Source organism: Sphingomonas sp., from assembly GCF_019242355.1.
Lineage (GTDB): Bacteria > Pseudomonadota > Alphaproteobacteria > Sphingomonadales > Sphingomonadaceae > Sphingomicrobium.
Window position 1 is genome coordinate 1 of record NZ_JAFAVR010000011.1, and the last position, 24,360, is coordinate 24,360.

The 24,360-nt window shown below is 66.9% G+C and carries 24 protein-coding genes and 2 pseudogenes; 14 read left to right on the forward strand and 12 right to left on the reverse strand.

Annotated elements, in window-relative coordinates; all coding sequences use genetic code 11:
- From JOZ79_RS00300 to aroA, 4 genes are all read right to left on the reverse strand, one after another.
- The coding region (locus tag JOZ79_RS00300; protein WP_294068989.1) for a shikimate dehydrogenase at window positions 1-731 on the reverse strand (731 nt) is incomplete at its 3' end.
- Window position 732: 1 nt separating this feature from the next.
- On the reverse strand, window positions 733-1,827 hold the full coding sequence (aroB, locus tag JOZ79_RS00305; RefSeq protein WP_294068992.1) for a 3-dehydroquinate synthase: 1,095 nt from the start codon (window positions 1,825-1,827) through the stop codon (window positions 733-735).
- 4 nt (window positions 1,828-1,831) lie between these two features.
- A complete protein-coding gene (aroC, locus tag JOZ79_RS00310; protein ID WP_294068995.1) occupies window positions 1,832-2,890 on the reverse strand; it encodes a chorismate synthase in 1,059 nt (352 codons plus the stop codon).
- Window positions 2,887-4,197 carry a 3-phosphoshikimate 1-carboxyvinyltransferase gene (gene aroA, locus JOZ79_RS00315; RefSeq protein ID WP_294068998.1) on the reverse strand — a complete coding sequence of 437 codons (1,311 nt, stop codon included), beginning with the start codon at window positions 4,195-4,197 and terminating at the stop codon, window positions 2,887-2,889. The genes aroC and aroA overlap by 4 nt, the downstream gene beginning before the upstream one ends.
- A gap of 282 nt (window positions 4,198-4,479) precedes the next feature.
- Here aroA and aroF point away from each other — a divergent pair, with 282 nt between their 5' ends.
- The 3 genes from aroF to JOZ79_RS00330 are packed head-to-tail and all read left to right on the forward strand — an operon-like array spanning window position 4,480 to window position 7,609.
- Entirely contained in the window at window positions 4,480-5,496 is a 1,017-nt protein-coding gene (gene aroF, locus JOZ79_RS00320) for a 3-deoxy-7-phosphoheptulonate synthase (RefSeq protein ID WP_294069001.1), read from the forward strand.
- Window positions 5,493-7,037 carry an anthranilate synthase component 1 gene (locus JOZ79_RS00325; protein WP_294069004.1) on the forward strand — a complete coding sequence of 515 codons (1,545 nt, stop codon included), beginning with the start codon at window positions 5,493-5,495 and terminating at the stop codon, window positions 7,035-7,037. Before aroF ends, JOZ79_RS00325 begins: the two co-directional genes overlap by 4 nt.
- A complete protein-coding gene (locus tag JOZ79_RS00330) occupies window positions 7,034-7,609 on the forward strand; it encodes an aminodeoxychorismate/anthranilate synthase component II (protein WP_294069007.1) in 576 nt (191 codons plus the stop codon). Before JOZ79_RS00325 ends, JOZ79_RS00330 begins: the two co-directional genes overlap by 4 nt.
- Here JOZ79_RS00330 and JOZ79_RS00335 read toward each other — a convergent pair.
- Both JOZ79_RS00335 and JOZ79_RS00340 read right to left on the reverse strand, forming a co-directional pair.
- Window positions 7,606-8,130: a shikimate kinase gene (locus tag JOZ79_RS00335; protein WP_294069010.1), complete on the reverse strand. Its 525-nt coding sequence runs from the start codon at window positions 8,128-8,130 to the stop codon at window positions 7,606-7,608. The two genes, JOZ79_RS00330 and JOZ79_RS00335, sit on opposite strands and share 4 nt — an antisense overlap.
- Complete coding sequence (locus tag JOZ79_RS00340) at window positions 8,117-8,557, reverse strand: type II 3-dehydroquinate dehydratase (protein ID WP_294069013.1); 441 nt, start codon at window positions 8,555-8,557, stop codon at window positions 8,117-8,119. Before JOZ79_RS00340 ends, JOZ79_RS00335 begins: the two co-directional genes overlap by 14 nt.
- A 35-nt stretch (window positions 8,558-8,592) precedes the next feature.
- Here JOZ79_RS00340 and JOZ79_RS00345 point away from each other — a divergent pair, with 35 nt between their 5' ends.
- The 7 genes from JOZ79_RS00345 to JOZ79_RS00375 are packed head-to-tail and all read left to right on the forward strand — an operon-like array spanning window position 8,593 to window position 15,444.
- Window positions 8,593-9,636, forward strand: coding sequence for a glycosyltransferase family 2 protein (locus JOZ79_RS00345; RefSeq protein ID WP_294069016.1), 1,044 nt, complete (start codon window positions 8,593-8,595; stop codon window positions 9,634-9,636).
- 23 nt (window positions 9,637-9,659) lie between these two features.
- Entirely contained in the window at window positions 9,660-10,589 is a 930-nt protein-coding gene (locus JOZ79_RS00350; RefSeq protein ID WP_294069019.1) for a glycosyltransferase, read from the forward strand.
- 2 nt (window positions 10,590-10,591) lie between these two features.
- Window positions 10,592-11,551: an NAD-dependent epimerase/dehydratase family protein gene (locus tag JOZ79_RS00355; RefSeq protein ID WP_294069053.1), complete on the forward strand. Its 960-nt coding sequence runs from the start codon at window positions 10,592-10,594 to the stop codon at window positions 11,549-11,551.
- Window positions 11,548-12,429, forward strand: coding sequence for a glycosyltransferase (locus JOZ79_RS00360; RefSeq protein WP_294069022.1), 882 nt, complete (start codon window positions 11,548-11,550; stop codon window positions 12,427-12,429). Before JOZ79_RS00355 ends, JOZ79_RS00360 begins: the two co-directional genes overlap by 4 nt.
- Window positions 12,426-13,268 (forward strand): glycosyltransferase family A protein, encoded by an 843-nt coding sequence (locus JOZ79_RS00365; RefSeq protein WP_294069025.1) that lies wholly within the window; start codon window positions 12,426-12,428, stop codon window positions 13,266-13,268. Before JOZ79_RS00360 ends, JOZ79_RS00365 begins: the two co-directional genes overlap by 4 nt.
- Entirely contained in the window at window positions 13,265-14,218 is a 954-nt protein-coding gene (locus JOZ79_RS00370) for a glycosyltransferase family A protein (RefSeq protein WP_294069028.1), read from the forward strand. Before JOZ79_RS00365 ends, JOZ79_RS00370 begins: the two co-directional genes overlap by 4 nt.
- Entirely contained in the window at window positions 14,215-15,444 is a 1,230-nt protein-coding gene (locus JOZ79_RS00375) for a polysaccharide ABC transporter ATP-binding protein (RefSeq protein ID WP_294069031.1), read from the forward strand. Before JOZ79_RS00370 ends, JOZ79_RS00375 begins: the two co-directional genes overlap by 4 nt.
- Here the strand turns inward: JOZ79_RS00375 and JOZ79_RS00380 are convergent.
- Window positions 15,441-16,292: an ABC transporter permease gene (locus JOZ79_RS00380; RefSeq protein WP_294069034.1), complete on the reverse strand. Its 852-nt coding sequence runs from the start codon at window positions 16,290-16,292 to the stop codon at window positions 15,441-15,443. The genes JOZ79_RS00375 and JOZ79_RS00380 overlap by 4 nt on opposite strands.
- 62 nt (window positions 16,293-16,354) lie before the next feature.
- On the opposite strand from JOZ79_RS00380, the gene JOZ79_RS00385 reads away from it, so the two are divergent.
- Both JOZ79_RS00385 and JOZ79_RS00390 read left to right on the forward strand, forming a co-directional pair.
- Window positions 16,355-17,350 (forward strand): polysaccharide deacetylase family protein, encoded by a 996-nt coding sequence (locus JOZ79_RS00385; RefSeq protein WP_294069037.1) that lies wholly within the window; start codon window positions 16,355-16,357, stop codon window positions 17,348-17,350.
- The gene (locus JOZ79_RS00390) at window positions 17,347-18,021 is read left to right on the forward strand and encodes a methyltransferase domain-containing protein (protein ID WP_294069039.1); all 675 of its coding nucleotides are present in this window, start codon (window positions 17,347-17,349) and stop codon (window positions 18,019-18,021) included. Before JOZ79_RS00385 ends, JOZ79_RS00390 begins: the two co-directional genes overlap by 4 nt.
- On the opposite strand, the gene JOZ79_RS00395 is transcribed toward JOZ79_RS00390, so the two are convergent.
- Complete coding sequence (locus JOZ79_RS00395) at window positions 17,985-18,977, reverse strand: glycosyltransferase family A protein (RefSeq protein ID WP_294069041.1); 993 nt, start codon at window positions 18,975-18,977, stop codon at window positions 17,985-17,987. The genes JOZ79_RS00390 and JOZ79_RS00395 overlap by 37 nt on opposite strands.
- A gap of 74 nt (window positions 18,978-19,051) precedes the next feature.
- Here JOZ79_RS00395 and JOZ79_RS00400 point away from each other — a divergent pair, with 74 nt between their 5' ends.
- Window positions 19,052-20,242, forward strand: coding sequence for a glycosyltransferase (locus JOZ79_RS00400; protein WP_294069043.1), 1,191 nt, complete (start codon window positions 19,052-19,054; stop codon window positions 20,240-20,242).
- 67 nt (window positions 20,243-20,309) lie between these two features.
- Here the strand turns inward: JOZ79_RS00400 and JOZ79_RS00405 are convergent.
- Window positions 20,310-21,419 (reverse strand): annotated as a pseudogene (locus tag JOZ79_RS00405) (glycosyltransferase family 4 protein); the annotation flags it as partial.
- Window positions 21,420-21,696: 277 nt separating this feature from the next.
- Here JOZ79_RS00405 and JOZ79_RS00410 point away from each other — a divergent pair.
- Window positions 21,697-22,290, forward strand: a complete 594-nt coding sequence (locus JOZ79_RS00410) for an FMN-binding negative transcriptional regulator (protein ID WP_294069045.1) — start codon at window positions 21,697-21,699, stop codon at window positions 22,288-22,290.
- A 26-nt stretch (window positions 22,291-22,316) separates the two neighbouring features.
- Here the strand turns inward: JOZ79_RS00410 and aceB are convergent, their stop codons facing one another.
- The 3 genes and pseudogenes from aceB to JOZ79_RS00425 form a co-directional block, all read right to left on the reverse strand.
- A complete protein-coding gene (aceB, locus tag JOZ79_RS00415) occupies window positions 22,317-23,894 on the reverse strand; it encodes a malate synthase A (RefSeq protein WP_294069048.1) in 1,578 nt (525 codons plus the stop codon).
- Window positions 23,887-24,093, reverse strand: coding sequence for a hypothetical protein (locus tag JOZ79_RS00420; RefSeq protein WP_294069050.1), 207 nt, complete (start codon window positions 24,091-24,093; stop codon window positions 23,887-23,889). The genes aceB and JOZ79_RS00420 overlap by 8 nt, the downstream gene beginning before the upstream one ends.
- A 9-nt stretch (window positions 24,094-24,102) precedes the next feature.
- Window positions 24,103-24,360 (reverse strand): annotated as a pseudogene (locus JOZ79_RS00425) (isocitrate lyase); the annotation flags it as partial.

Consider the following 24,360-nt stretch of genomic DNA (forward strand, 5'->3'; position numbering starts at 1 on the left):
ACGAGCATTGCGAGGCCATTGACGCGCCGCCCCTGAGCAGCCGCGAGGAAGCGGGTCTCGATCGGGCTGTACACCATGTCGAAAACCGTCGCCGCAGGAAGCCTCGACACAGCCGCAAGCACCGCGTTCGGCATTGGCGGGCACCCCTCCATGCCGAGCGGGCTGGCATTGATGATGACGGAGGCTTCAGCGAACAGCGTCCGGCACTGGTCGAAACTTCCGACGACGAGCCTGGCCTGAGCGGCTAGCGGTCCCAGGCAATCCGCCTTCTCGGGATTGCGGGCAACGATCGCCACTTCGCGGACGCCACACGCCGTCAGACTGGCCAGGGCGGCACGCGCCGCGCCGCCGGCGCCGACCAGCGCTGCTTTTGCGCCCGCAAGCTCAACACCGTTCAGCGCCGCCACGACTCCTTCGATGTCGCTGTTATATCCCACGAGACCCTCCGGTCTGGGCACAACGCAATTGACCGCGCCAATCTGCGCCGCGTCGCCGTCGATCCGATCGAGATACGCGAGAATCGCTTCCTTGTGCGGGACGGTGACGTTGCAACCACGCCAGTCGGGGTCCGCGCGACGCTCCCGCAGGAACTCGGCAAGCTCGCCGGGACGAACTCGCGTCCGTCGATACTCACCCGGCAGGTCGAGGCCGGTCAGCCAATAGTGGTGGATGAGCGGCGACTTCGAATGCGCTACGGGATCGCCGATAACCTCGGCGTAGGGCACGCCCATGCTAGCGCGCGCGTTCGAGGAAGCGAGCGACGTCGGCGAGCTCGATCGCCTTGTCCATGACGGCCTGGCCGATGCTCCGCGCAAGGATGAAGGTCGTTCGGCCGCCCTCGCGCTTTTTGTCGTGGACCATGTGGGCTGCGAGCCTATCGCCGATGCCGGCAAGTCCCAGCTCCGACAAAGTGGCCGGAAGACCCGAGGCGACGAAATGGCGGCGGACCCGCGCCGCATCCTCGGCAGCGCACACGTCTCGCTCGACCGAGAAGTCGAAGGCTAGCACGCAACCGAGCGCAACGGCTTCGCCGTGAAGCAGCCGATCGGAGTAGCCCGTCTCCGCCTCCAGGGCGTGGCCGAAAGTGTGGCCGAGATTGAGGAGTGCTCGGCGACCGGAGGTCTCACGCTCGTCCTCCTCGACGATGCGAGCCTTGCCGTTCACCGCGATCGTGATGCCCTTCGTTCGGGCAGCGGGCTCGCCCGCAAGGACAGCGCCGCCCTGCTCCTCCAGCCATTCGAAGAACGGTCGGTCTTCGATCAGCCCATATTTGACGATCTCCGCATAACCTGCCCGAAGTTGCCGGTCGTCGAGCGTGCCAAGCAACAGGGGGTCGATCAGCACCAGCGAGGGCTGGTGGAATGCGCCAACCAGGTTCTTCCCTGCAGCGACGTTGATCGCGGTCTTGCCTCCGACCGAGCTGTCGACCTGTGCGAGAAGCGTCGTCGGGACCTGGATGAATCGGCAGCCGCGATTGACGATGGCGGCAGCAAAGCCCGCGAGGTCGCCTACCATTCCGCCGCCAAATGCAACGACATGATCACTTCGCTCGACACCGGCGGACAAAAGGCTGTCGACGACGAAGCGAAGGCCCGCCCAGCTCTTGCTGTCTTCGCCGGCCGGCACGATGACCGGCACCGCTTCAATGTCGCCCAGGCCGGTCTGGAGCCGTGCGCCGAGCGTACTCCATACGGTCTCGTCACTAACGACCAGAAGCCGGCCATTGCGCGTGAACCCAGCCAGATGATCGCCTGCGCGATCGACCAGGCCATTGCCGATCAGAATGCGGTAGCTTCGCTCGCCGAGGCTGACGGTGACCCGGTCCATGCGCTCAGCCGCACTGGGCCCGGTGAAGCAACTTCTGGTCGGCAAGCACCAGCGCCATCATCGCCTCGACCACCGGCACCGCGCGGATGCCGACGCAGGGGTCATGCCGCCCGCGGGTTGAGATTTCCGTCTCATGGCCCTCCGTGTCGATTGTCTGCACCGGCGTCCGGATCGACGAGGTCGGCTTGAACGCCACGCGCGCGACGACCGGCTGGCCGGTCGAGATGCCGCCGAGGATTCCGCCGGCATGGTTGGCGAGGAAGGCCGGACCAGCGCGCATCGCGTCGGCATTCTCCTCGCCCCGCAGCCGGGCAGCGGCAAAGCCCTCGCCGATCTCGACGCCCTTGGCAGCATTGATCGACATCAGCGCCCCGGCGAGCTCACCGTCGAGCTTCGCGTAAACGGGCGCTCCCCAGCCCGCGGGAACACCGTCGGCAACACACTCGACCACGGCGCCAAGCGAGGAGCCCGCCTTCCGGGCGTCATCGAGCGCGCTTGCCCACCGTTCCGCCGCGCCGGCATCCGGACAGTGAAACGGATTCGCTTCGACTGCCTCCCAATCGGAGGCCGACCGATCGATCGCATCGCCGCCCAGCTCGACCAGGTAGCCGCGGACTCGCACCTCGGGCACGATCAGCCGGGCGATCGCCCCGGCCGCGACCCTGGCCGCCGTCTCCCGCGCCGAGCTTCGCCCGCCCCCGCGCCAGTCACGAATGCCGTACTTGGCGTCATAGGTGTAGTCGGCGTGGCCGGGCCGATAGGCGTTCGCCACCTCCGAATAGTCCTTCGTGCGCCTGTCCTCGTTCTCGATCACCAGGCTGATCGGCGTCCCCGTCGTCTGGCCCTCGAACGTCCCGGACAGAAGCCGGACCCGGTCGGCCTCGCGCCGCTGCGTCGTATGGCGGCTCGCGCCCGGACGCCGTCTGTCGAGCCACGGCTGGATGTCGGCTTCGCTCAGCGCCAGTCGCGGCGGGCAGCCGTCGACGACAGCGCCGATCGCTTCCCCATGGCTTTCGCCCCAGGTGGTCACTCGCAGCAATCGCCCGAAACTGTTGAGGCTCATGCGATGGACGCCCCAAGCGAGCGCATCAGCGGCACGAAGCCGGGAAAACTGGTCGCGATCATCCCGGCGCTGTCGACCGCGACGGGCCTTGTCGCGCCCAGCCCCATGACGAGGAAGCTCATGGCGACGCGGTGGTCGCCCGATGCCTGCACGTCTGCTCCTCCCGGAGGCGGGCGGCCATCTCCTTCGACCACCAGGCTGTCGTCCTCCTCCCGAGCCTCGACCCCGCAGGCGCCAAGGCCGGCGACGATGGCGGCCAGCCGGTCGCTTTCCTTGACCCGAAGCTCGGCAAGGCCGCGCATCACGGTGCGCCCTTCAGCAAAAGCCGCGGCGACGGCAAGGATCACATATTCGTCGATCATCGACGGCGCCCGCTTGGGCGCAACCTCGACTGCGTGCAGCCGAGAGGCGGAGACCGTCAGATCGGCGACTTCCTCCCCGCCCTCGAGCCGGCGATTGGACGTGACGATGTCGGCGCCCATCTCGCGCAAGGTCCTGATGAGCCCGCTGCGAAGTGGATTCACCATCACGTTGCGGACGGTGACGCGCGATCCGGGGACGATCAGCGCCGCGACCACCGCGAAGGCTGCCGAGGACGGATCGCCGGGAATGAGAACCGTCGTTCCGCGCAGTTCCCTCCTGGCGCCAAGGCGGATCACGCCACCGTTGCTCTCGACATCGCAACCGAAGGCTCGAAGCATGTTCTCGCTATGGTCGCGGCTGGGCATGGGCTCGACGACTTCGACGGGTCCATCGGCACCGAGTCCCGCGAGGAGGATCGCCGACTTCACCTGCGCCGAGGCCTTGTCGTTGACGAAGCGCATGCCCCGGAGATTGCCGCCCCGGATCGTCACCGGCAGCCTGTCCCCCTCGGTACGCGCGCCCATTGCGCGCAGTGGCGCCGCGACGCGCTCCATCGGCCGGCTGCTGAGGGAAGCATCGCCTGTGAACGTGACAGCGATCGGGAATGCCGCCGCAGCGCCCATCATGAGCCGGGCGCCGGTGCCGCTGTTGCCGCAATAGATCGGTCGGTCCGGGCTTTGCCAGCGAGCGCCGCGAACGCGCCACAGGCCGGGCTCGCGCCGTTCGACGTCGGCGCCGAAGGCCCGCAGCGCCTCGGCGGTGTGGAGCACGTCCGCGGACTCTAGCAGCCCGGCAATCCGCGTCTCGCCACTGGCAAGCGCCCCGAGGATCAGGGCGCGGTGCGACATCGACTTGTCGCCCGGCACGTCGATGTCTCCCGACAGCGGCGTCGACCGCGACGCGACCAGCCGTTCGGTCGACGAGAGTTCGAGGAGGTCGCTCATGTGGCCTGTCCGCTACCGCCGAAGCCCGCCGCTCACAACCGCCCCGCTCCCTTCCATTTTCCGAAACGGAGGTTGACCAGCCCTCCGACGGACCGCATTATCGCTCGCGATGCTTCAAGTTCGCTCCGCAATGTCCTGGTGGTGGCGCTGGTCCCCAGCCACACATGCGGCGCGCGCCACGAACGGATAGCGGAAGAGAGCTTCTCTCCAGCCTAGCCTTCCAGGACCCGCCGCGACCCGGCGGGTTTTTTCATGCCCTCGATCCCATGGACACCAGATACAATGATCATCGTTCTCAAGCGTGAAGCCAGTGAAGAGACCGCCCGCGAAATCCTGGGCCGGATCGAGGAGAAGGGGCTGAAGCCGCTCTACATGCCGGGTACCGAGCGGATCGTGCTCGGGGCTCTCGGCGACGAGCGGGTGCTCGGCCAGCTCGGCCTCGATGGCCACCCGATGGTGGAATCGCTGAAGCCCATCCTGTCGCCGTACAAGCTCGTCAGCCGCGAGATGCACCCGCACGACACGGTCGTCCGCTTCGGCGGCACCGTAATCGGCGGAAACGCCTTTGCGGTGATCGCCGGCCCTTGCGCGGTTGAGACCGAGGAGCGGCTGCGCGAGAGCGCTTCGGCCGTTGCCGCGGCCGGGGCGATCGGCATCCGCGCGGGGGCCTACAAGCCCCGTTCCAGCCCCTATTCGTTCCAGGGCCACGGACCGGAGGGGCTGGCGACCCTACGTGCGGTCGGTGATGAGCTCGGTCTGCCCGTCATCACCGAGATCATGGACACTGCCGACGTCGAAGCGGTCGCCGAGAAGGCGGACATGCTCCAGGTGGGCGCCCGCAACATGCAGAATTTCGCGCTCCTGAAGGCGCTTGGCAAGGTCACCAAGCCTGTTTTGCTGAAGCGCGGCCTGTCCGCGAAGGTCGAGGAGCTTCTCCTCGCCGCGGAATATCTGCTCGCGGCCGGCAATGAGCAGGTCATCCTGTGCGAGCGCGGCATCCGGACGTTCGAGACCGCGACGCGCAACACGCTCGACCTTAACGCCGTCGCCTACATGAAGCAGAAGACTCATCTGCCGGTGTTCGTCGACCCTTCGCACGGAACGGGCGTCCGCGACCTGGTTGCGCCAATGGCACTCGCCGCCGCGGCCTGCGGCGCCGACGGCCTGCTGATCGAGGTCCACCACAATCCGGTCGACGCCTGGTCCGACGGTGCGCAGTCGCTCTATCCGCACCAGTTCCAGGCCCTGATGGAGACGCTTCGCCCGGTCCTCGCCGCAGTCGGCCGGGACCTCGCATGAATGCGCCGGCGGACGTGACGGTCGGCTCCGCCCGGTCGATCAGCCGGCGGCTTCCCACCCCCGTCGACCTGCTGGCGCTTTACGCCGAGCTCAGCGATGGCGGCCGCCGGGCCGATACGCTGATGATCGAGACGACCGCCGGCCGAAACCTCATTGTCGATCGCGCCGCGATCCGGATCGAGTGCCGCGGAGGAGAGGTCGTGCTCACGGCCCTGTCGGTAGACGGCGAGCCAGTGCTCGATATCGTCGAGCGCAAGCTTGCCGTGCATGTCGCTGAACGGGCTTCCGACCGGCTGATCCTGCGCTACGAGCGCTCGGCCGCCGTCGATGCCGAAGTCCGGCTGCGCGCGCCTTCTCCGTTCGACGTCCTGCGCACCATCACCGCACTCGCCATCGATACGCCCGAAGAGCCGATGACGATCTGTCTCGCAGGGGTCGTCGGATTCGATCACGTCGACTTTTTCGAGGACCTACCCGCCAATGCCGAGGATCTGACCGGCTTTCCCGATTTCATCTTCTGGCTGGCGCAGTCGGCAGTCATTGCCGAGCCGCGGATGACGCCCCGCCTGCTTTGCACCTCGTTCAACTCCGGCGATCCGGAGCAGGACCGGCGAAGCCGCAACTCGGCGATCGATCGATTGTCCGACCTGGCCTTCCGGGCATCAGACGTTCGCCAGGTCAGCGCCGCTCCAGGCGCCGCGGCGACCGTCTCCGTGGACCAGTCCGACGAGGATTTCGCCGCCGCGGTCCTGAAGCTCAAGGAGCATGTCCTCGCCGGCGACGTCTATCAGATCGTCGCTTCCCGGACCTTCAGCGCCCACTGCCCCGATCCACTCTCCGCCTTCGCCCGCGTCCGGGCGCTGGATCGCAGCCCCTACATGTTCTTCGTGTCGATGGCCGATTCGGTCCTGTTCGGAGCGTCTCCCGAAACGTCGGTCAGAGTGACCCGAGAGCGCGGCAAGGCGGTGCTCGAGGTAAAGCCAATCGCCGGCACGCGCCCGCGCGGCCAGGACGGCGACCAGGACAATCGGATGGAAGCCGACCTGCGGCTCGACGAGAAGGAAGCGGCCGAGCACATGATGCTGGTGGACCTCGCCCGAAACGACGTCGCCCGTGTCAGCGAACCGGGCACTCGCCACGTCGACCGCCTGATGACTCTCGAGAAATATGCCCGGGTCATGCACCTCGTCAGCTCGGTGAAGGGCGTGCTCGCTCCTCGCTTCGACGCACTTCACGCGCTTCAGGCCTGCCTCAACGTCGGTACGCTGTCCGGTGCGCCAAAGCTCAAGGCGACCGAGCTTCTGCGGCGCTACGAGCGCACTCGCCGCGGAGCCTACGGCGGGGCGATCGGCTGGCTGAATGGTGAGGGGCTGATGGATACTGGCGTTGTCATCCGCTCGGCCCTGGTCAGGAATGGCACCGCGCACGTCCGCGCGGGTGCGGGGATCGTCCATGATTCCGACCCGGTCGCCGAAGCCGACGAGACTCGGCGCAAGGCATCGGCCGTCCTCACTGCCATCGCCGGGGAGCAGGTGCGATGAGCCGCAACGTCCTGATGATCGACAATCATGACAGCTTCACCTTCAATATCGTCGAGGCGCTGGAGCGGTTGGGAGCAACCGTCCGAACCCTGCGCAACGAGGTCCCCGCCGAGGACGCGCTCGCCGAGGCCGTCGAGTCCGATTCGATGATCCTGATATCGCCTGGGCCTGGCCGTCCCGAAAATGCCGGCTGCTGCGTCGAACTGATCGGGCTCGCCAAGGGCAAGGTGCCGCTATTCGGCGTCTGCCTTGGCCAACAGGCCATGGTGATGGAGGCCGGCGGCGAGGTCGTGCGGGCGAGCAGTGCGGTGCACGGCAAGGCGTCGCTGCTCTACCATGACGGGCAGGGACCGTTCGCCGGCTTGCCTAATCCGTTGAAGATCGGACGCTACCACTCGCTCGGCACGCCCAACCCTCCCGCTCGATTTCGCGTGCATGCCCAAATCGATGGCATGGCGATGGCCATCAGTGATCGGGACGCGAAGCAGATCGGCGTGCAATTCCATCCGGAGTCAGTTCTGACCCCCACCGGCCAGCGCATCCTTCAGAACGTGCTGGGCGAGCTGGCCTAGCCCAGCCGGGCGACGATCTCGTCGACGAAGCCCTGCGGATCGCCATCCGAAGTGACAATTCGAACCTGGGCCTCGGCATAGCTCGTTCGGCGATCCTGCCACAGCGCGCGCAATTCGCTCTCGCTCCGCCCTGCCGCCAGCGGGCGGGCGGTCGAGCGCGCGAGGCGAGACAGCAGGATTTCGAAGGGCGGGTCGAGCCACACCGTAATGCTCCTGGCGTTCAACCTGGCGCGGCTGTCCGGATCGACGAAGGCGCCGCCGCCTAGCGCGATCACACTGGGCTCGCCATCGAGCAGGTCCGCGATCGCCTGCCGTTCAGCGGCGCGGAATCCGGCCTCGCCCTGCGCCGCGAAAATCGCTGCGACGCTCATCCCTCTCGCCGTCTCGATCGCCTGGTCGATGTCGACGAAGGGCAGTTCGAGACGGTCCGCCAGCAGGCGTCCGATCTTCGATTTGCCGGCGCCCATGAAGCCGACGAGAGAGATGGAACGGCCGGGCTGACCGGCGTCATTGCCGGCCACGGTTATCCAGCAGGAACTGGAGCGCCAGCCCATAGCCGCGGATGCCAAGACCGGAGATCAAGCCGGTTGCGGCCGCTGTCGTCAGCGTCTCCGCCCGCCAGGCTTCCGCGCGCGCGTGGATGTTGCTGATGTGCACCTCGACGATGGGCGCGCTGCACGCCTTGAGCGCGTCCAGCACCGGCACCGAATAGGAGCAGCCCGCCGGGTTGATAACGATCCCCGCCGACGCGCGAGCCGCCTGGATCTGCTCGATCAGCGTGGCTTCGCTGTTTGTCTGGTGGAAGCTTAGCTCGAGGCCCGCGGCCGAGCAGATTTCGCGGCAGGCCCGCTCGACATCGGCCAGCGTCGCCGTGCCGTAGATTTCCGGTTCGCGCTCTCCGAGCAGGTTGAGGTTGGGGCCGTTGAGCACATGGATGTCGGCGGTCATGGAGGCCACTGTCGGGCATCGGCCCGGCCTTGGCAATGCAGAGACACCCTTCGGGCCGGCTCCCGCGCTACTGGCGATTGCCGACGTTCCTGCTCTTCATCATAGTCGCGCCCATGACGTTCGACACTTCGGAGATCAGAGGCCAGGATCCACCCGGTACGCACCCCGACGTGTCGGTGCTCCTCATCACCTACAATCACGAAGCCTTCGTCGGACGAAGTCTCGACAGCGTTCTGATGCAGCAGGGCACACGCTTCGAGATCGTTGTCAGCGAGGACCATTCGACCGACCGCACGCTCGATATCGTCAGGGAGAAGCTGGCTGGCCGTCCGGGCGCGCGCATCATCGCGTCCCATGAGAACCTCGGGTCCAACGAGACCATCCTCCGCGCGATCCGGGCGGCCCGCGGGCGCTATGTCTCCATCCTGGATGGCGACGACTTCTGGATAGCAGATGACAAGCTCGCTCGGCAGGTTGCGATCCTCGATGCCGATCCCGCGCTGTCGGCCTGTTTCCACAACGCGCTGATCGTGCGCGGCGAAGCTCCCACGCCGACCGAGGAGCGCTGGACACCCGCTCGCCAGGCCGAGCGGACCGGCGTTGCCGAACTTTGGGAGGGCAACCCGTTCGCGACCTGCGCCGGCATGTTGAGGCGATCCGCGCTAACATCGGTGGGCGACTGGTATGCGACGCTAGGCAGGCCGACGCATACGCCGATGATCACCGACTGGCCGCTCTACCTCGCCGCCGCCGAGCATGGCCCCATCCGCTTCGTCGACGAGGCGGTCGGTGCCTATCGACTGCACGACGGCGGCTGCTTCTCCTCGCTTCCGCGCCGCGACAAGCTCGACGCGACTGCGCGAGTATACGAGATCATGAGGTCGGGCCTGGGCAAGCGTCATCAGCCGGTCGCCGCAGCCGGCGCCGCCCGCTATTTCGATGGCTGGGCGACCGCTTACGGCGCGCAGGGCGATAAGGCGCTCGCCCGAGCCGCGGCCTGGCACGCGCTCAAGAGCGGTGGCGTCGGAGCCGGGGTTGGCTGGCGGTCCTGGCTCCGCGGACTCGCTCGCAGCCTTTGACAACGCGCGCCATCATCGAGCCCGTGCCCGAGGGCACCGAGCGGCCGCGCTGGTCCGTGATGATCCCGGCCTACAATTGCGCGGCCTTCCTGGGCGAGACGCTGCGGTCGGTGCTTGCGCAGGCTCCCGGTCCCGAGCGGATGCAGATCGAGGTCGTCGACGACGCCTCGACGGACCATGTGAAGACGGTGGTCGAGGACGTGGGCAAGGGCCGCGTCGACTACTTCCGCCAGGAGCGGAATGTCGGACAAGTCGCCAATTTCGCCACCTGCCTTCAGCAATCCAGAGGGGAGATCGTCCACCTGCTGCATGGCGACGACACCGTCTTCCCGGGCTTCTACGATGCGCTCGATCAGGGATTTGGAAGCGATCCGGGGATCGGTGCGGCCTTCTGTCGCTGGCAGACGATCGACGAGCGCGGCAAGGTCACTGCGGTCGCGGAAGCGGAGCGCGAGACCGCCGGGCCGCTGCACGACGCCCTGGCGCGTCTTGCCAGCGAACAACGGATCGTTACCCCTTCCATCGCGGTCCGGCGCTCGGCCTATGAACGGCTCGGCGGGTTCGACCCGAGGCTCGATTGTGCCGAGGACTGGGAGATGTGGGTCCGGATCGCGGCCAGATTTCGCGTCTGGTACGAACCGCGCCTGCTCGCTTCCTACCGCCAGCATTCCAGCTCCACGACCGCCGCGCATTTCCGCGACGCGTCGGAACTTCGGCATACGCTGAGCGCGATCCGGCTGTTCAAGCCTCTTCTGCCGCGGGAGCGCGCCCAAGACATCACCCGCTCGGCGCGCCGGGCCTATGCGCGAACCGCACTTGGCAATGCGCGCGAGTTCGCGCGGAAGCACGATGCCGCAGCGATGCGGGCGCATCTGGCGATGGCGCTGCGGTTCCAGCCGAGCGCTCCCACCCTGCGCGATGCCCTGCGAATCCTGCTCGGCCTGGACCGGTGAGCATGCAGCGCGTCGCGATCCTTGGCGCCGCGGGGTTTATCGGCACTCGGTCGGTCGAGATGCTGCGCGAAGATGGCTGCGAAGTGGTCCCCGTGGTCCGGCGTGCAATGCCGGGAGGGGTCGTCGCCGACGCGCTGGACCAGCCCAGCCTTGAGCGCGCCTTCGAAGGCTGCGACGCTGTCGTTGCCGCGATTGCGGGCCCGCCGGCGACGATCACCGGCGTGTGCGGACCGATCGTCCGCGCCGCCCAAGCCGCGGGCGTGCGCCGCATCGTTCACCTGAGCAGCCAGGCAGTCCACGGACAGTCGCTTGCCGAAGGAACGACCGAGGACAGCCTGTTCCCGAGCGAGCAGCCGTTCGCCTACAATTCCGCCAAGGCCGACGCCGAGGGGCTGATGCAATCCTTGACTGCCGCCGCTCACGTCGAGGTGGTCATCCTGCGCCCCGGCATCGTCTACGGACCTCGTTCACGCTGGACCGACGGGATCGCCGACGAGCTTCTCTCCGGTGAGGCGTTCCTCGTCCGCGATGCGCCCGGTGCATGCAACGCGGTCTATGTCGACAATCTCGTGCACGCGATCGGCGTTGCGCTTGGATTCGGCGCAACGCCTGAGGGCGCCGTCTTCGTCAACGATGCCGAGCGGTTGACCTGGGCGGATCTCATCCTTCCCGTTGCCGATGCGCTCGGACTGCCTGCCCGCGCGGTCCGCCGCCCGAGCCTTGCCGAAGCACTGGGCCCTGCATCGTCATGGACTCGCAAGCTGCGGCCATTGCGAAAGCTGCCGGGTCTCCGCAGCATCGCGCCTTATTCGCGCGAGATGGCTTTGCTGCAGTCGAACACAGTGCATACTTCAAATGCCAGGGCTGAGCGGTTGCTTGGCTACCGGCCAATCGTGAGCCACCAGGACGCGATGCAGCGGTCAATCGCCTGGTTGCGCACAGCGGGCTACCCCGTCCGATGACCGATTCCAGCGACGCCGCGGTCGTGATCACGACCTACAATCACGCGCGCTTTCTCGGCGAAGCGATCGACAGCGTGCTTTCGCAGACCGTCGCGCCCGCCGAGATCGTCGTGGTCGATGACGGTTCGACCGACGATCCCGAGACGGTGACGGCGAAATATCCTTCGGTCCACCTCATACGCCAGGACAACCGCGGACTCGCGGCCGCCCGCAACACCGGCTGGCGAGCGACATCGAGCCCGTTCGTCGCCTTCCTCGACGCCGACGACTGGCTCCGGCCCACTGCGATCGAGGTCGGCTGCCGGCAGCTCGCCGCTCACCCGGACGCGGCATTCAACTATGGCGCCTATGCCAATCGCTACTGGCCGTCCGGACGCATCGCCGAGGTCCCCTTCCGCCCGGTCCCGCGCGAAAGCTTTGGTGCGATGCTCCACCTCAATCCGATCGGAATGCACGCGACCGTCCTGTACCGCCGGAGCGCGCTCGAGGCCGCGAACGGCTTTGCCGAAGAGCTTCGTGCCTGCGAGGATTACGATCTCTACCTGCGTCTCGCGGCGGATCGTCCAGTCGCCTGCTGCCGCGATGTGCTTGCGGACTATCGTCAGCACGACAGCAACATGTCTCGCGACCCCGCCTTCATGCTTCGTGCGGCGCTGCGCGTCATGCGCCGCATCGCGCCGACGGCGCAGGCGCGCGGCAAGACGCGCGACTGGCAGGCCAGCATTGAGGAGTGGAAGGCCCATTACGTCGACCAGTGGATCAGCCAGCTCAAGGACACCGGCCTGAACGTCCGGGCGCTGCGGCAGCTCGCATCCCTGGCGACGCTCGCTCCCGCATATCTGCTGGGCAAGGGCGCTCGGCGGCTGGGACGACGATGACGCCCGAAGTCTCGGCGATCATCATCGTCCGCGATGGCGAGACCTTCATCCGCGATGCCGTCGACAGTATCCTGCTCCAGGACGGGCCGAGCTTCGAGCTTATTGTCGTCGACGATGGCTCGACCGACCGCACATCCGAGATCGTGCGCGGCTTCGGTGGCCGCGCTCGGATGGTCACGCATCCCGGCCGCGTCAATCTAGGCATGAGCGCCAGCCGCAATCTCGGCATCGAGACCGCGCGCGGCGCCTACGTCGCCTTCCTCGACGCCGACGATTTGTGGCTGCCCGGCAAGATCGCGGAGCAGGCCGCGATCCTCGATTGCGAGCCCTCGACGGCAATGGTCTATGGCCGCACCATGATCTGGCGCAGCTGGGACGGCTCTGGCGACGATTTCATGTACGGGCTCGGCGTGACGCCGGACCGCACCTACCCGCCGGGACGGCTGTTTCGGCAGCTGCTCGTCAACCGGTACCAGACGCCGACGACCTGCAATGCAATGATGCGGCGCGACGCGCTGCTTGCCGTCGGCGGAGCCGATCCGAGTCTCAGGGGCATGTTCGAGGACCAGCTGCTGTTCGCGAAGTTGCTCGCCCGCTATCCGGTCCACGTCTCGTCGCGCTGCTGGGCCAGGTACCGCCAGCACGCGGCGTCGGCGTCGGCATCGAACGTCGACGGCCTTGCGATCGACCGAGCGCATCTGCGCTATCTCAGCGCGTTGTCCGCCTATCTCGGCCATGCCGGGGCGCCCCTCCGCGACCGAGCGGCGCTGGGCCGGACGAAGCTCAAGCTGCAGTCGCGGATCGCGGCGCGCCGGGCGAAGCGGATGATCAGGAGATGAGTCCGAAGGTCTCGATCGTCACGGCCTATCGCAATGCGGCGGCATATCTGCGCCAGGCGATCGAGAGTGTGCTGGCGCAAAGCGTCGGCGAATGGGAGCTGTTGCTGGTCGACGACCGCTCGACCGACCACGGCCCCGACATCGCGGCCGATTACGCCCGCCTCGACAAGCGCATTCGCCTGCTGTCCACCACCCCCGGCCGCACCGGCGCTGCTGCGGCTCGCAATCTCGGGCTCGAGCAGGCGCGCGGCGAGTTCGTGGCCTTCCTCGATGCCGACGACTTGCTCGTGCCTGACAAGCTCGAATGCGAGCTTGCGCTGGCGAGCGAGCATCCGGATGCGGCGCTGATCACGGGCGCCGCGCGCTGGTGGCATCCAGGCCGCGAACAGGCGGACTGGATCGACGCGGTACAGCATGTCGCGACCGGCGCCCACCAGCCGCCTGCCCTACTCAATGACCTGATCCTCCTGAACCGCGACGAGGTCCCCTGCATCTGCGCGGTCCTTGTGCGCCGCGACGCCGTCCGGGCGGTGGGCGGCTTCGAGGAGCGGCTTGCGCTCTACGAGGACCAGAGCTTGTGGGTGAAGCTGTTCGCCCGCTATCCAGCGGTCCTGGGGAGACATCTGACGTCGATCTACCGGCAGCATGATCAGTCGACGTCGGCGGCGGCAGAGGGTTCGGGCGACTATCACCGGATGCGAGTCCATCCGGCCCGCGCCGAGTTCCTGGACTGGACGGAGCGCTATCTCGGAAACGAGGGACGCCTGGGCCCCTCCCGGCGCGCGCTGCGCATTGCCCGAGCGCTGGTGAGCGGCAGCCTGGCCGGCCTCACGCCCGGCGAGCGGCTTGGCTATCTTGGCCTGCGCATCGAACGGCTCAGGCGGCGCGTCGCGGCGCGTCTCCGGCATTCCGGGCGAGGCAAAGCGGCTCTCGGACCGGTGATCGAATGACCGCTCCGGCGATCGAAGTCACCGATCTCGGCAAGCGCTATCGGCTGGGCGCGGCCGCCGCCACCAACTTGCGCGAGGCGATCGGCTCGGCCTTTCGTCGCCGTGTGTCCGGCAAAGGCAGCTTCTGGGCGTTGCGCGACACCAACTTCACGGTTGGAGAAGGCGAGATCGTCGGGCTCGTCGGCAACAACGGGGCCGGCAAGAGCACTCTGCTCAAGATCCTCTCGCGGATCACTCCGCCGACGGAAGGCTCGGTGCGGATCCGCGGCCACGTCGGATCGCTGCTGGAGGTTGGCACCGGCTTCCACCCCGAGCTCAGCGGCCGGGATAATGTCTTCATGAACGGCCTTCTGCTGGGAATGAGCCGCGCTGACGTCCGCCGACAGTTCGATGAGATCGTTGCCTTCGCCGGCGTCGAGGAGTTCATCGACCTGCCGGTGAAGCGCTACTCAAGCGGCATGTACCTGCGGCTCGCCTTCGCGGTCGCTGCCCACCTCCAGGCCGAAATCCTGCTGATCGACGAGGTGCTCGCGGTCGGCGACGTCGCCTTCCAGAGGAAATGCCTCGCCCGGATGGACGAGGTCGCGCACGAAGGCCGGACCATCCTGTTCGTCAGCCACAACCTGACGGCGGTGCAGGCGCTATGCCCAAGGACGATCTGGATCGACAAGGGCCGCGTCGTCGCCGACGGTGACACGCGCCGGGTGCTGAGCGCCTATTTGCAGTCGGCGGGGGAGTCGGACTCTCCCGGGGAGCGCCTGTGGGCAGAGGGCCATGGACCCCGCTCGGGAGAGCTGGAGCTAAGGGGCGCACGGGTTCGCGCTCAGGGCGGCGAGCCGTCCGCGCCGATCGACCTGCGCACTCCCATCGACGCCGAATTCGCGATCCATTCCGCCGCAGCGGCCGCGATCAGCGGGATCGGCGTACAACTGATCAACGACGAGGGCACGATCGTGTTCGACGTGGGCCCGCCGCAGGGATTGGCAGACTGGTCCGCCGGGACCCACCGGTTGGCCGTGACCATCCCCGGCGGCCTGCTCAATGACGGCAGCTATCGGCTTGCCTTGCATCTCTATCGAGACGGCGAAATGGTCCTCGACCTGCCCAACCTGCTGGCGTTCGAGGTGCTCGACACCGGTGAGGACCGGGATGGCTGGTACGGCAAGTGGCACGGCGTCATCCGCCCCCGCCTCGACTGGCGGCACGAGGTCGACCGCGACGGCTAGATCACATCGGCGAACCTGTCCTCCAGCGCGCTGAACAGCATCACACCCACGATCAAGACCACGACGGACGTGGCGGCCGAAGTGACGAGCAGCATCATGTCCGGCGCGGGCGTGCCAAGCACGGACCATCGAAAACCCTCGACGATGCCTGCCATCGGGTTGAGGCCGGCAAGCCAGCGCCAACGGTCGGGAATCAGGCTCGCGGGATAGGCGACCGGAGTCGCGACCAGCCATAGCTGGGCAAGAAAGCCGACGAGGTGACGAACGTCGCGATAAAGGACGTTGAGCGCGCCGAGTGCCGATCCGACCCCGGTCGCGACCGCCGCTGCCAGCAGGACAAACAGTGGCGCAAGCAGCAACGGCCCGCCAAGGCCCGAACCCGTCGCCACCGCGACGATGACGAGCAGGACCAGGCTGATCGCGAAATCCAGCAAAGTCACGGCGACCGCGGCGAGCGGAATGATCAGTCGAGGGAAATAGATTTTCGTGACCTGGTTCTGGTTGGCGAGGACCGATCCGGCGGCGCCGGTCATGCCCTGGCTGAACAGATTCCAGATGCACAGGCCCGCAAGCGCGAACAACGGATAGGACGCACGGCCGGTCGGCACGTGGATGACGTGGCCGAACACTGCCCAGAAGATCAAGGTCGTCAGAAGCGGCTGGAGCACGGCCCAGCCAATGCCCAGAAGCGTTTGCGAGTAGCGGGATTTCACGTCGCGCAGAACGAAGAACCATAGGAGGCCCAGGTTCCCGCCAGTTTCGCGCAGCCGCGGCATCGGCAGGCCGCGCGGCGGCACGATCACGATCTCGCCGGACTCGTTGGCGGGATGTTCACCCTTGACCACCATGCTTGATCCTGACCCCCGTGGCGCTAGTGTCATTGGGCAGGATTTGGATGGGGTGGTCAAGCATGGCCGGCGATCGCAGAGGGCCGGTGCGGCTCGCCCGGGGCGCCGCCAGACGGGTGCTGAGGCGGCTGCGCCCTCGCCGCCGGCCGGCGATCCTGATGTACCATCGCATTGCCGACGAGACTTTTGATCCGTGGGAGCTCGCGGTCTCGCCGTCCATTTTCGCTCGGCATCTCGACTGGCTACGGAGCCACCGGACGGTCCTGCCGCTCCCGGACTTCGTTCGCCTTCATCGCGAGCGACAGCTGCCGTCCGACGCAGTCGCGATCACCTTCGACGATGCCTATGCCTGCGTCGCCCAGGTCGCGGCGCCGATGTTGAAATCAAGCGGCTTGCCCGCGACCGTCTTCGTTCCGCCCGAGCTGATCGAGCAGGGCGAGGAATTCTGGTGGGACGATATCGAGCGGATGGTGATGGCCTCCGCCGCGACCGAGGTGGCCGTCGATGGCGAGACGATCCCGCTGGGTCCGCGCCGCGAGGCTGACCGGGACTGGCCGCCGAACGCAGCGCCACGGACCGATCGGCAGAAGGCCTTCCACGCCGTCTGGGCGAAGCTGCGGGTCAAGTCTCCGGCCGATCTTCGCGCCGCCGTGCTGACGCTTCGCAAGGACCTGGGCGCCGATGACGTCGCCCGTCCCTCCCACCGCCCGATGACCGTCGCCGAGGCCCGCGCGGCGAAGTCCGCGATCATGCAGTTCGGCGCGCATGCACTTACCCACCCCTCGCTGCCTTGCCTCGATTCGAGCGAAAAACGGCATGAGATCGTCGACAGCGTCGAGCAATGCGAGGCCCTCACTGAGCAAAGGCCGGCGACCATGGCTTATCCCTATGGCGACTTCGACGCGGAGTCCGAGAAGCTGGCCGAAGAGGCGGGATTCGATTGCGCGTGCACGACCGACCACGCGTTCGTGACGGCGGAGTCCAGGCCCTTCGCACTCCCGCGCATCCAGGTCGGCAACTGGAGTCCAGCGCGGCTTCGGCGGGTGCTCGAAGGGTGAGGAGCACGCTTCGCCGCGCGCGCGGCCGCCTTGCCATGTCGGTCGGCCGGCTAGCCAGCACCGTTCCGCTCAGCGCGGAATTCGGCTTTGATCGCGGCACGCCCGTCGACCGCCATTATATCGAGGCCTTCCTTGCAGCCAACGCCGCCGACATCCGCGGCCGCGTTCTCGAGATCGGCGACGACAGCTACTCGCGGCAGTTCGGCGGCAAGCGCGTGACGCAGCAGGACGTGCTTCACGTCGACCCGGATCACCCCGGCGCCACGATCATCGGCGACCTGTGCGATCCGTCGGTGCTGCCGAGCGCGGCCTTCGACTGCATGATCCTGACGCAGACATTGCACCTGATCTTCGACATGGGCCAGGCGGTCGCGCAAATCAGGCGAGCGCTTCGCCCGGCCGGAGTCGCGCTCATCACCGTCCCCGGAATCACGCCGATCGACCGTGGCGAGTGGAACGCGACCTGGTACTGGTCGCTGACCGGACCGGCGCTTCAGCGCTTGCTTTCGGATCGCTTCGAGCCGGGCAAGCTCACGCTTCAGGTCTACGGCAACCTTTATTCGGCGAGCGCCTTCCTGCACGGCGCCGCGCTGGAGGAAGTCAGCCGCGCCAAGCTCGAGACGTACGACCCCGCCTACCCGGTGATCGTGGCGGCGCGTGCCGAGGCCTGATCTACCGGCTCGCCAATCGCGAAACGCCTGCCCAGCAGCTCTGCACCCGGTCCCCGCGCACCCATCACGCGCTTGAACTTCCGGCCCAGGATATCGGCGGCGTTCGCAAGGGTGCCGCCCGGATCCTCCCTTAGCATCTGCCCGACTAGCCGGCCCGCGGTCGCCACATCCCCTGCCCGCCAGGCCCGCGACGCCATGAAGCGGGTCAGCCGCGTTCGGTTCGCGCGCAAGAGCGGGCGCCGCTCCGGATGACCCTCGGCGAACGCCGTTTCGCACGCCGCATGTGAGCTCAACATCCGGTCGAAGCTTGCCGACATGCTTCCCGGCCGGTCGCGGTACCCAACGAGGAAATCGCGGATCAGGGCGTAAGGGTGGCGCTCGGCGATCCGGAAGTAGAACATATAATCCTCGCAGCCGTGAAGCGCCTTGCGCGTGTCGTAGCCGCCGACCTCCTCGACCGCCGCTCGCGTGATGAGCGGTGCGCTGCCATTTCCGACGATATTGCGGGAGCACAGCGCCTCGACCGCGTCGCCATCCGCTTCGGCCCGGGAATCGAGGTGGACGATGCGGCTGTCCAAGTCGATGATCGCGCTCCAGCAATAGGCCAGCGCCGCGTTGGACCCGCGCAGCGCCGCCAGCTGCCGCTCGGTCTTGTCGGCGCTCCACAGGTCATCGGCATCGAGCGGCGCGATATATGCGCCCTGACTGGCGTCGATACCCACGTTCCGGGTCGCCGGCAGGCCTTTGTTCTGCTGGCGAATCAGGCGAACGCGCGGGTCGGAGGCCTCATGCGCACCCGCGATTCGCGCGGTATCGTCGGTCGAGCCGTCGTCGACGACGATGATCTCGAGGTTGCGATGGGTCTGCCCGCGCGCACTCCGCAATGTCTCGTCGAGCGTCTCCGCGGCATTGAAAGCCGGGATGATGACGGAGACGAGATCGTCCACCTGGGTCACGGATTGTCCGCGTAGCCGCGGTTGCGGGCGGCCTCAATCCTGTGCGACGCTCTGCCCCGGCGGGGGAGCAGCGCGTGCAGACATTCGTGTTCGTCATCAACTCGCTGGGCTCCGGCGGCGCCGAACGCGTGCTCGTCAACCTGTTGAACGCAATGGGTGGGGAGCGGCGATCGCGGATCGACGTGCACGTGATCCTGCTCGACCGCGAACCCGAGATGCGCGAGCTCCCGGCCTGGGTCCACAAGCATGTGCTCGACAGCCGGCGATCGCTGGCGCGCAGCGTGGCCGGCCTTCGCAAGGAGTTGGGGCGGATGGAGCCGGATCTCGTCGTCAGCTTCCTCGTCCGCGCCAATATAGCCAGCGCCCTCGTCTGCCGCTGGTTGGACATTCCCTGCGTCGTCTGCGAGCGCATGCACCTCAGCTCGCACCTCGAGGGCCGATACACGGGCGCTCGGCTCGCGCTCGCTAAGATCTTGCCGCGCGTCGCCTATCGCCTCGCTGGCCGCGCGGTCGGCGTCTCGCAGGGCGTCTCGGACGACATGATCGAAGCCTTCGGCGCCGACCCGGCCCGTACGCTGACCATCGTCAATCCGTATGATCTCGACGCCATCCGCGCCGAGGGGGCCCGGCCGCCGGAGTTCCACTTGCCTCCGCGCTTCATCGTCGCGGTCGGCCGGCTCGAGCCGAGCAAGGCGATGCACGTGCTGATCGACGGCTATCTGCAATCCGGCATCGAGCCCGATCTTGTGATCCTCGGCGAAGGCAGTTGCCGCGAAGCCCTCCAGGCCCGAATCAATGCCCAGGGCGCATCGGGTCGCATTCACATGCTTGGCTATGCGGCGAACCCGTTCGCAATCACTGCGCGCGCCGAGGCTTATGTGTCCGCGTCCACGAACGAAGGGTTCCCCAATGCGATGGTCGAAGCGATGGTGCTCGGCCTGCCCGTTATCGCTACGGATTGCCGCTCCGGCCCGTCGGAAATCCTCGCCGAGCGTCCAAGGCTCAACCAACGGGAGGTCGACTATGCCGAGCATGGCATCCTGGTTCCCGAAGGCGATCCCGCCGCGCTCGCCGAAGCGCTGCGCTCGATCAGCCACGATCCCGCTCGCCGGGCGCACTATTCGGCGAAGGCTCGCGCGCGGTCGGCGGATTTTTCGAGCGATGTGATTGCCGTGGCGATGTGGTCGATGCTGGAATCGCAGGCGCGGGTCCCAACACGTCGTCGTACAAGGCGAGATGCTGGCGGGCGATATCGTCCCAGCTGACGCTGGCCAGCGCCGCGGCGGCTTCGGGCGCCTGATATTTGTCATAGGGCCGATCGGCGAGCTTCGCCGCCAGCGCTTCGACATCGCCGGCACGATAGTAGCATTGCGGCGGCAGCTTGAACTCGAGGTGCGGCGGAATGTCGCTGACGATCAACGGCCGGCCCATCGCGAGCGCTTCCGCGATCACCAGCCCATAGCCCTCGAGCTTCGAGGGATGAACGAACAGGGCCGCGCCCTCGTACAGGGCGGCGAGGTCGTCACCTGTCTGGAAGCCCGTGAAGATGATCTTTTCCGACCGCTGCTTCCACAGCTCCGCGGCATGTGCCTCATTGCCGAGCTCCGATCCGACGATGACCAGCTTGAGCGGAAGGTTCGCTCGCTTGAATGCCGCGATCAGGTTGTCGAACGCCTTCGCGGCATCAAGCCGGCCGACGGCGACGATATAGCCGCCCTGAGTCAGGTTGAATCGGTCCAGGACAGGCGCGATGCTCCGCTGCTCGACCGGGGTAATCGCGCTTGCATTCGGGATCACCTTGGTGCGGCCCCGCGCATTAGGGAAGGCGCTGACGAACTCGTCGCGCAAAGCCTTGCTGACGCAGATGATGCGGTCCGCGGCTCGGGACGTGAAGCGCTCGCCCGAGCGAAGGAAGATCTGTCCCGCCGCCTGCCACTTTGGCCGCAGGTAATCGCGAGCATGATGGGTGACGACGGTCCGCAAGCCGAGCAGGCGGGCAAGCGGGGAGAAGAAGCCGGGACCGATCCCATGCAGATGGACCAGGTCCGCGCCGAGGGCAGCACGGGCGAAGATCACCGAGATGAAGCTGTGGACGACGGTGTCGACGCCCCATACGTGCGGTGACCAGATCGTCCGCACATCGATCCCGTCGTAATTGAAGTCGCGCGCCTCGGTGTAGCCGCGCCGGATGAGAAGCGTCACGCGGGTGTTCGGCGACTGCTTCACGACCCGGGGATAGAGTTGCTGGCAATGCGCCTCTATCCCGCCGATCACGTCCGGCAGGCCCCTGAGACCGATCACGCAGATCTGCCGGGCCGGTTCAGCGCTGGACACGGAATCGGGCAAAAATGAAAACTCCAACCTCGGCCATGACGCGGAACATCGGTCGCAACAATATTCGCGGCGCCTTCGCTTCGATTGAAGACCCGCCTTCGGCCTCACCGAGCCGATGGATTAACTGATTTAGCATGAAGGAAATCTAAATGAAGTGTAACCCGCCGAATTAGCGATTTGGTTCAGGCCGGGACAGTCGCCGACCGGCACTCAGAGGCGAACTGCAGTGTCGGTGAGGAGCCTGACACGATGCAGTTGCCATGCGATCTTGGTAGGCATTGCCGGCCAACCTCGTTTCATTATCGCCGATGGCGAATGATCGGAAACGAGCCACTGCTGAGCCGCATTCATTGCGGGTCAGCCTCGTCGAAGCCATAGGTTGCCGATGACCGACATTTTCGCATCCGCGGATGGCGCCGACATTACGCGGCTCGTCGAAGCCTACCCCCTCTGCTGGGTCGTGTCCGGCGGGACCGAGGCACGGCATGCGACGCCGCTGCCACTCCTGCCGGAGACGGGGGATGATGGGCGTCTGCAGTCGCTGCTTGGCCACATCGCCCGACGCAATCCGCAGCAGTCCGCGCTTGAGGCCGATCCGCGAGCGAGCATCCTGTGCATGGGGCCGCAGGCCTACATCTCGCCGGCGCTGGTCTCCAATCCAACGTGGGGGCCGACCTGGAATTATGCGGTGTGCCGGTTCGAGGTCGACATCGAGTTCGTGCCGGGCGAAACCGGCACGGCCCTGGCTCGGCTCGCAGAGGCACTCGAAGGCGGCTCGGCGGATTCCTGGACGCCGGCCCGGATGGGCCCGCGCTACGATGCGTTGAAGCAACACATCGTCGGCTTCCGCGCTCATGTTCGCGAAACTCATGCACGCTTCAAGCTCGGCCAGGACGAGACCGACGCGACCTTCGCCGAGATTGTCGACGGCCTCGCGGGCAGCGACCTCGCTGAATGGATGCAGCGCACTCGCGCCTGATTGCGCCGGCCACGAGTCACGCCTGACTATTCCGCTTCGATCAAACGGTCGTAGGCGGCTGACGTAAGGAATTCCGGCGGCTGCTCCGCAACGATCATGGCGTGCATGAGCCGCGAGGCCTGCGTGATGTTCGGAACCTCCGCCAGCAGTCCGACTTCCTCGTCGAACCATTGCTCCAGCAGGTCCTCGGTAAGGCACCGGCCATCGTCCAGAGGCGCCTGGAAGCGAAGCCATTGCCACAGCTGGGTCCGGCAGATTTCCGCCGTCGCCGCGTCCTCCATGAGGTTGTAGAGGGGCACCGCGCCCCTGCCGCCGAGCCAGGCCGCGATATACTGGACCCCGACCCGGATGTTCTCGCGGGCTCCCGCTTCGGTGCGCGAGCCTTCGTGCAGCTGAAGCATGTCGTCGCGGCCGGGCACGCGGTCGGGCATCCTGGCCATCTGGTTCGAGCCGTCGATCGCCCCGAATGCTTCAAGGGCGACTGGAACCAGCGCCGGATGGGCAACCCAGGTGCCATCATGGCCGTTGCGAACCTCGCGCAGCTTGTCGGCGCGAACCTTGTCGAAGGCGAGCTGGTTCGCGCCTTCGTCGCCCTTCACCGGGATGAAGGCGGACATGCCGCCCATCGCGAAGGCGCCGCGGCGATGGCAGGTCGCGACGAGCCGCAGCGAGTAAGCAGCAAGGAACGCCTTATCCATTGTCATTGCCGCGCGGTCGGGCGTCAGCCGTTCCGGCGTTCGCCCGAGCCGCTTGATGGTGCTGAAGATATAGTCCCAGCGCCCGCAGTTCAGGCCGACGATATTGTCGCGCAGAGCGTGCAGGATCTCGTCCATCTCGAACGCCGCGGGCAGTGTCTCGATCAGCACCGTCGCCTTGATCGTTCCGCGATCGAGGCCAAGCGCCTCCTCGGCGAATTCGAAGACGTCGCTCCATAGGGCCGCTTCCTCGCGGCTCTCGAGCTTCGGCAGATAGAAATAGGGCCCCGAGCCCTGGCCAAGCGCCTGTTCGGCATTGTGCCAGAGGTAGAGTCCGAAATCGAACAGGGCGCCCGATACCGGCTCGCCCGCGATCGCCATGTGCGCTTCCGGCAAGTGCCAGCCTCGCGGGCGGACCATGAGCACGGCGGGATGGTCGGCGAGCGCATAATGCTTGCCTGTCCCAGGGTCCGTGAAGTCGAGCGCGCCGAGCCAGCGGTTGCGCAGGTTCACCTGACCCTGGATGAGCTCGTCCCAGGTCGGCGAGGTCGCGTCCTCGAAGTCGGCCATGAAGACCTGTGCTCCGGAATTGAGCGCGTTGATGACCATTCGGGCGTTGGTCGGGCCGGTGATTTCTACGCGCCGGTCGCGAAGGTCGGACGGGATGCTGCCGACTTTCCAGTCTCCCTCCCGGATGTCCCGGGTGTCGTCGCGAAAGTCGGGGAGTTCGCCGGCATCGAACCGGCGTTGCCGGTCGGTCCTCTTGTCGAGCAGCGCGAGCCGACGATCGTTGAAGCGCTCATGCAGCTCGGCGAGGAATTCGATCGCCGAGGCGGTCAGGATCTGATCGGCTCCGGCGACGCGCGAGGGCTGTACCGCAACGCGCTCGCGCTGCATCACTTCACTCACCTGAGACCCTCTCAGGTTCGGAGCAGATCGTGTAGCGCGTCGTCGCCTGGCAGTGATCGCGGAAAGTCAGCCGCTGCCATTCCATCTGCGCCTTGAGGCGCTCGCTGTACGGCCCGTGGACGACCTCGGTCCCCGGCTCGATCTGCTTGAACGCACAATCGGAGAAGTCGCCTCCGATGACCCAGTAACGCTGTCCCATCGCTTCCTCCTATTGCGCTGCCACGGCCTGGCTGGGGTGAAATTGCGCGGCTTCGGTCGAGTGTTCGAGCGCAACCGTTGAAGCCTTGCCGCCCGACACGGCCGTTGCGATCGCATCGAAATAGCCGGTGCCGACTTCTCGCTGGTGCCGGCTCGCGGTGTAGCCCGAGGCTTCGCTTGCGAACTCGCGCTGCTGAAGCTCCGAATAGGCCGCCATCGCGCGGTCGCGGTAGTCGGACGCAAGCTCGAACATCGCGTGGTTGAGGCT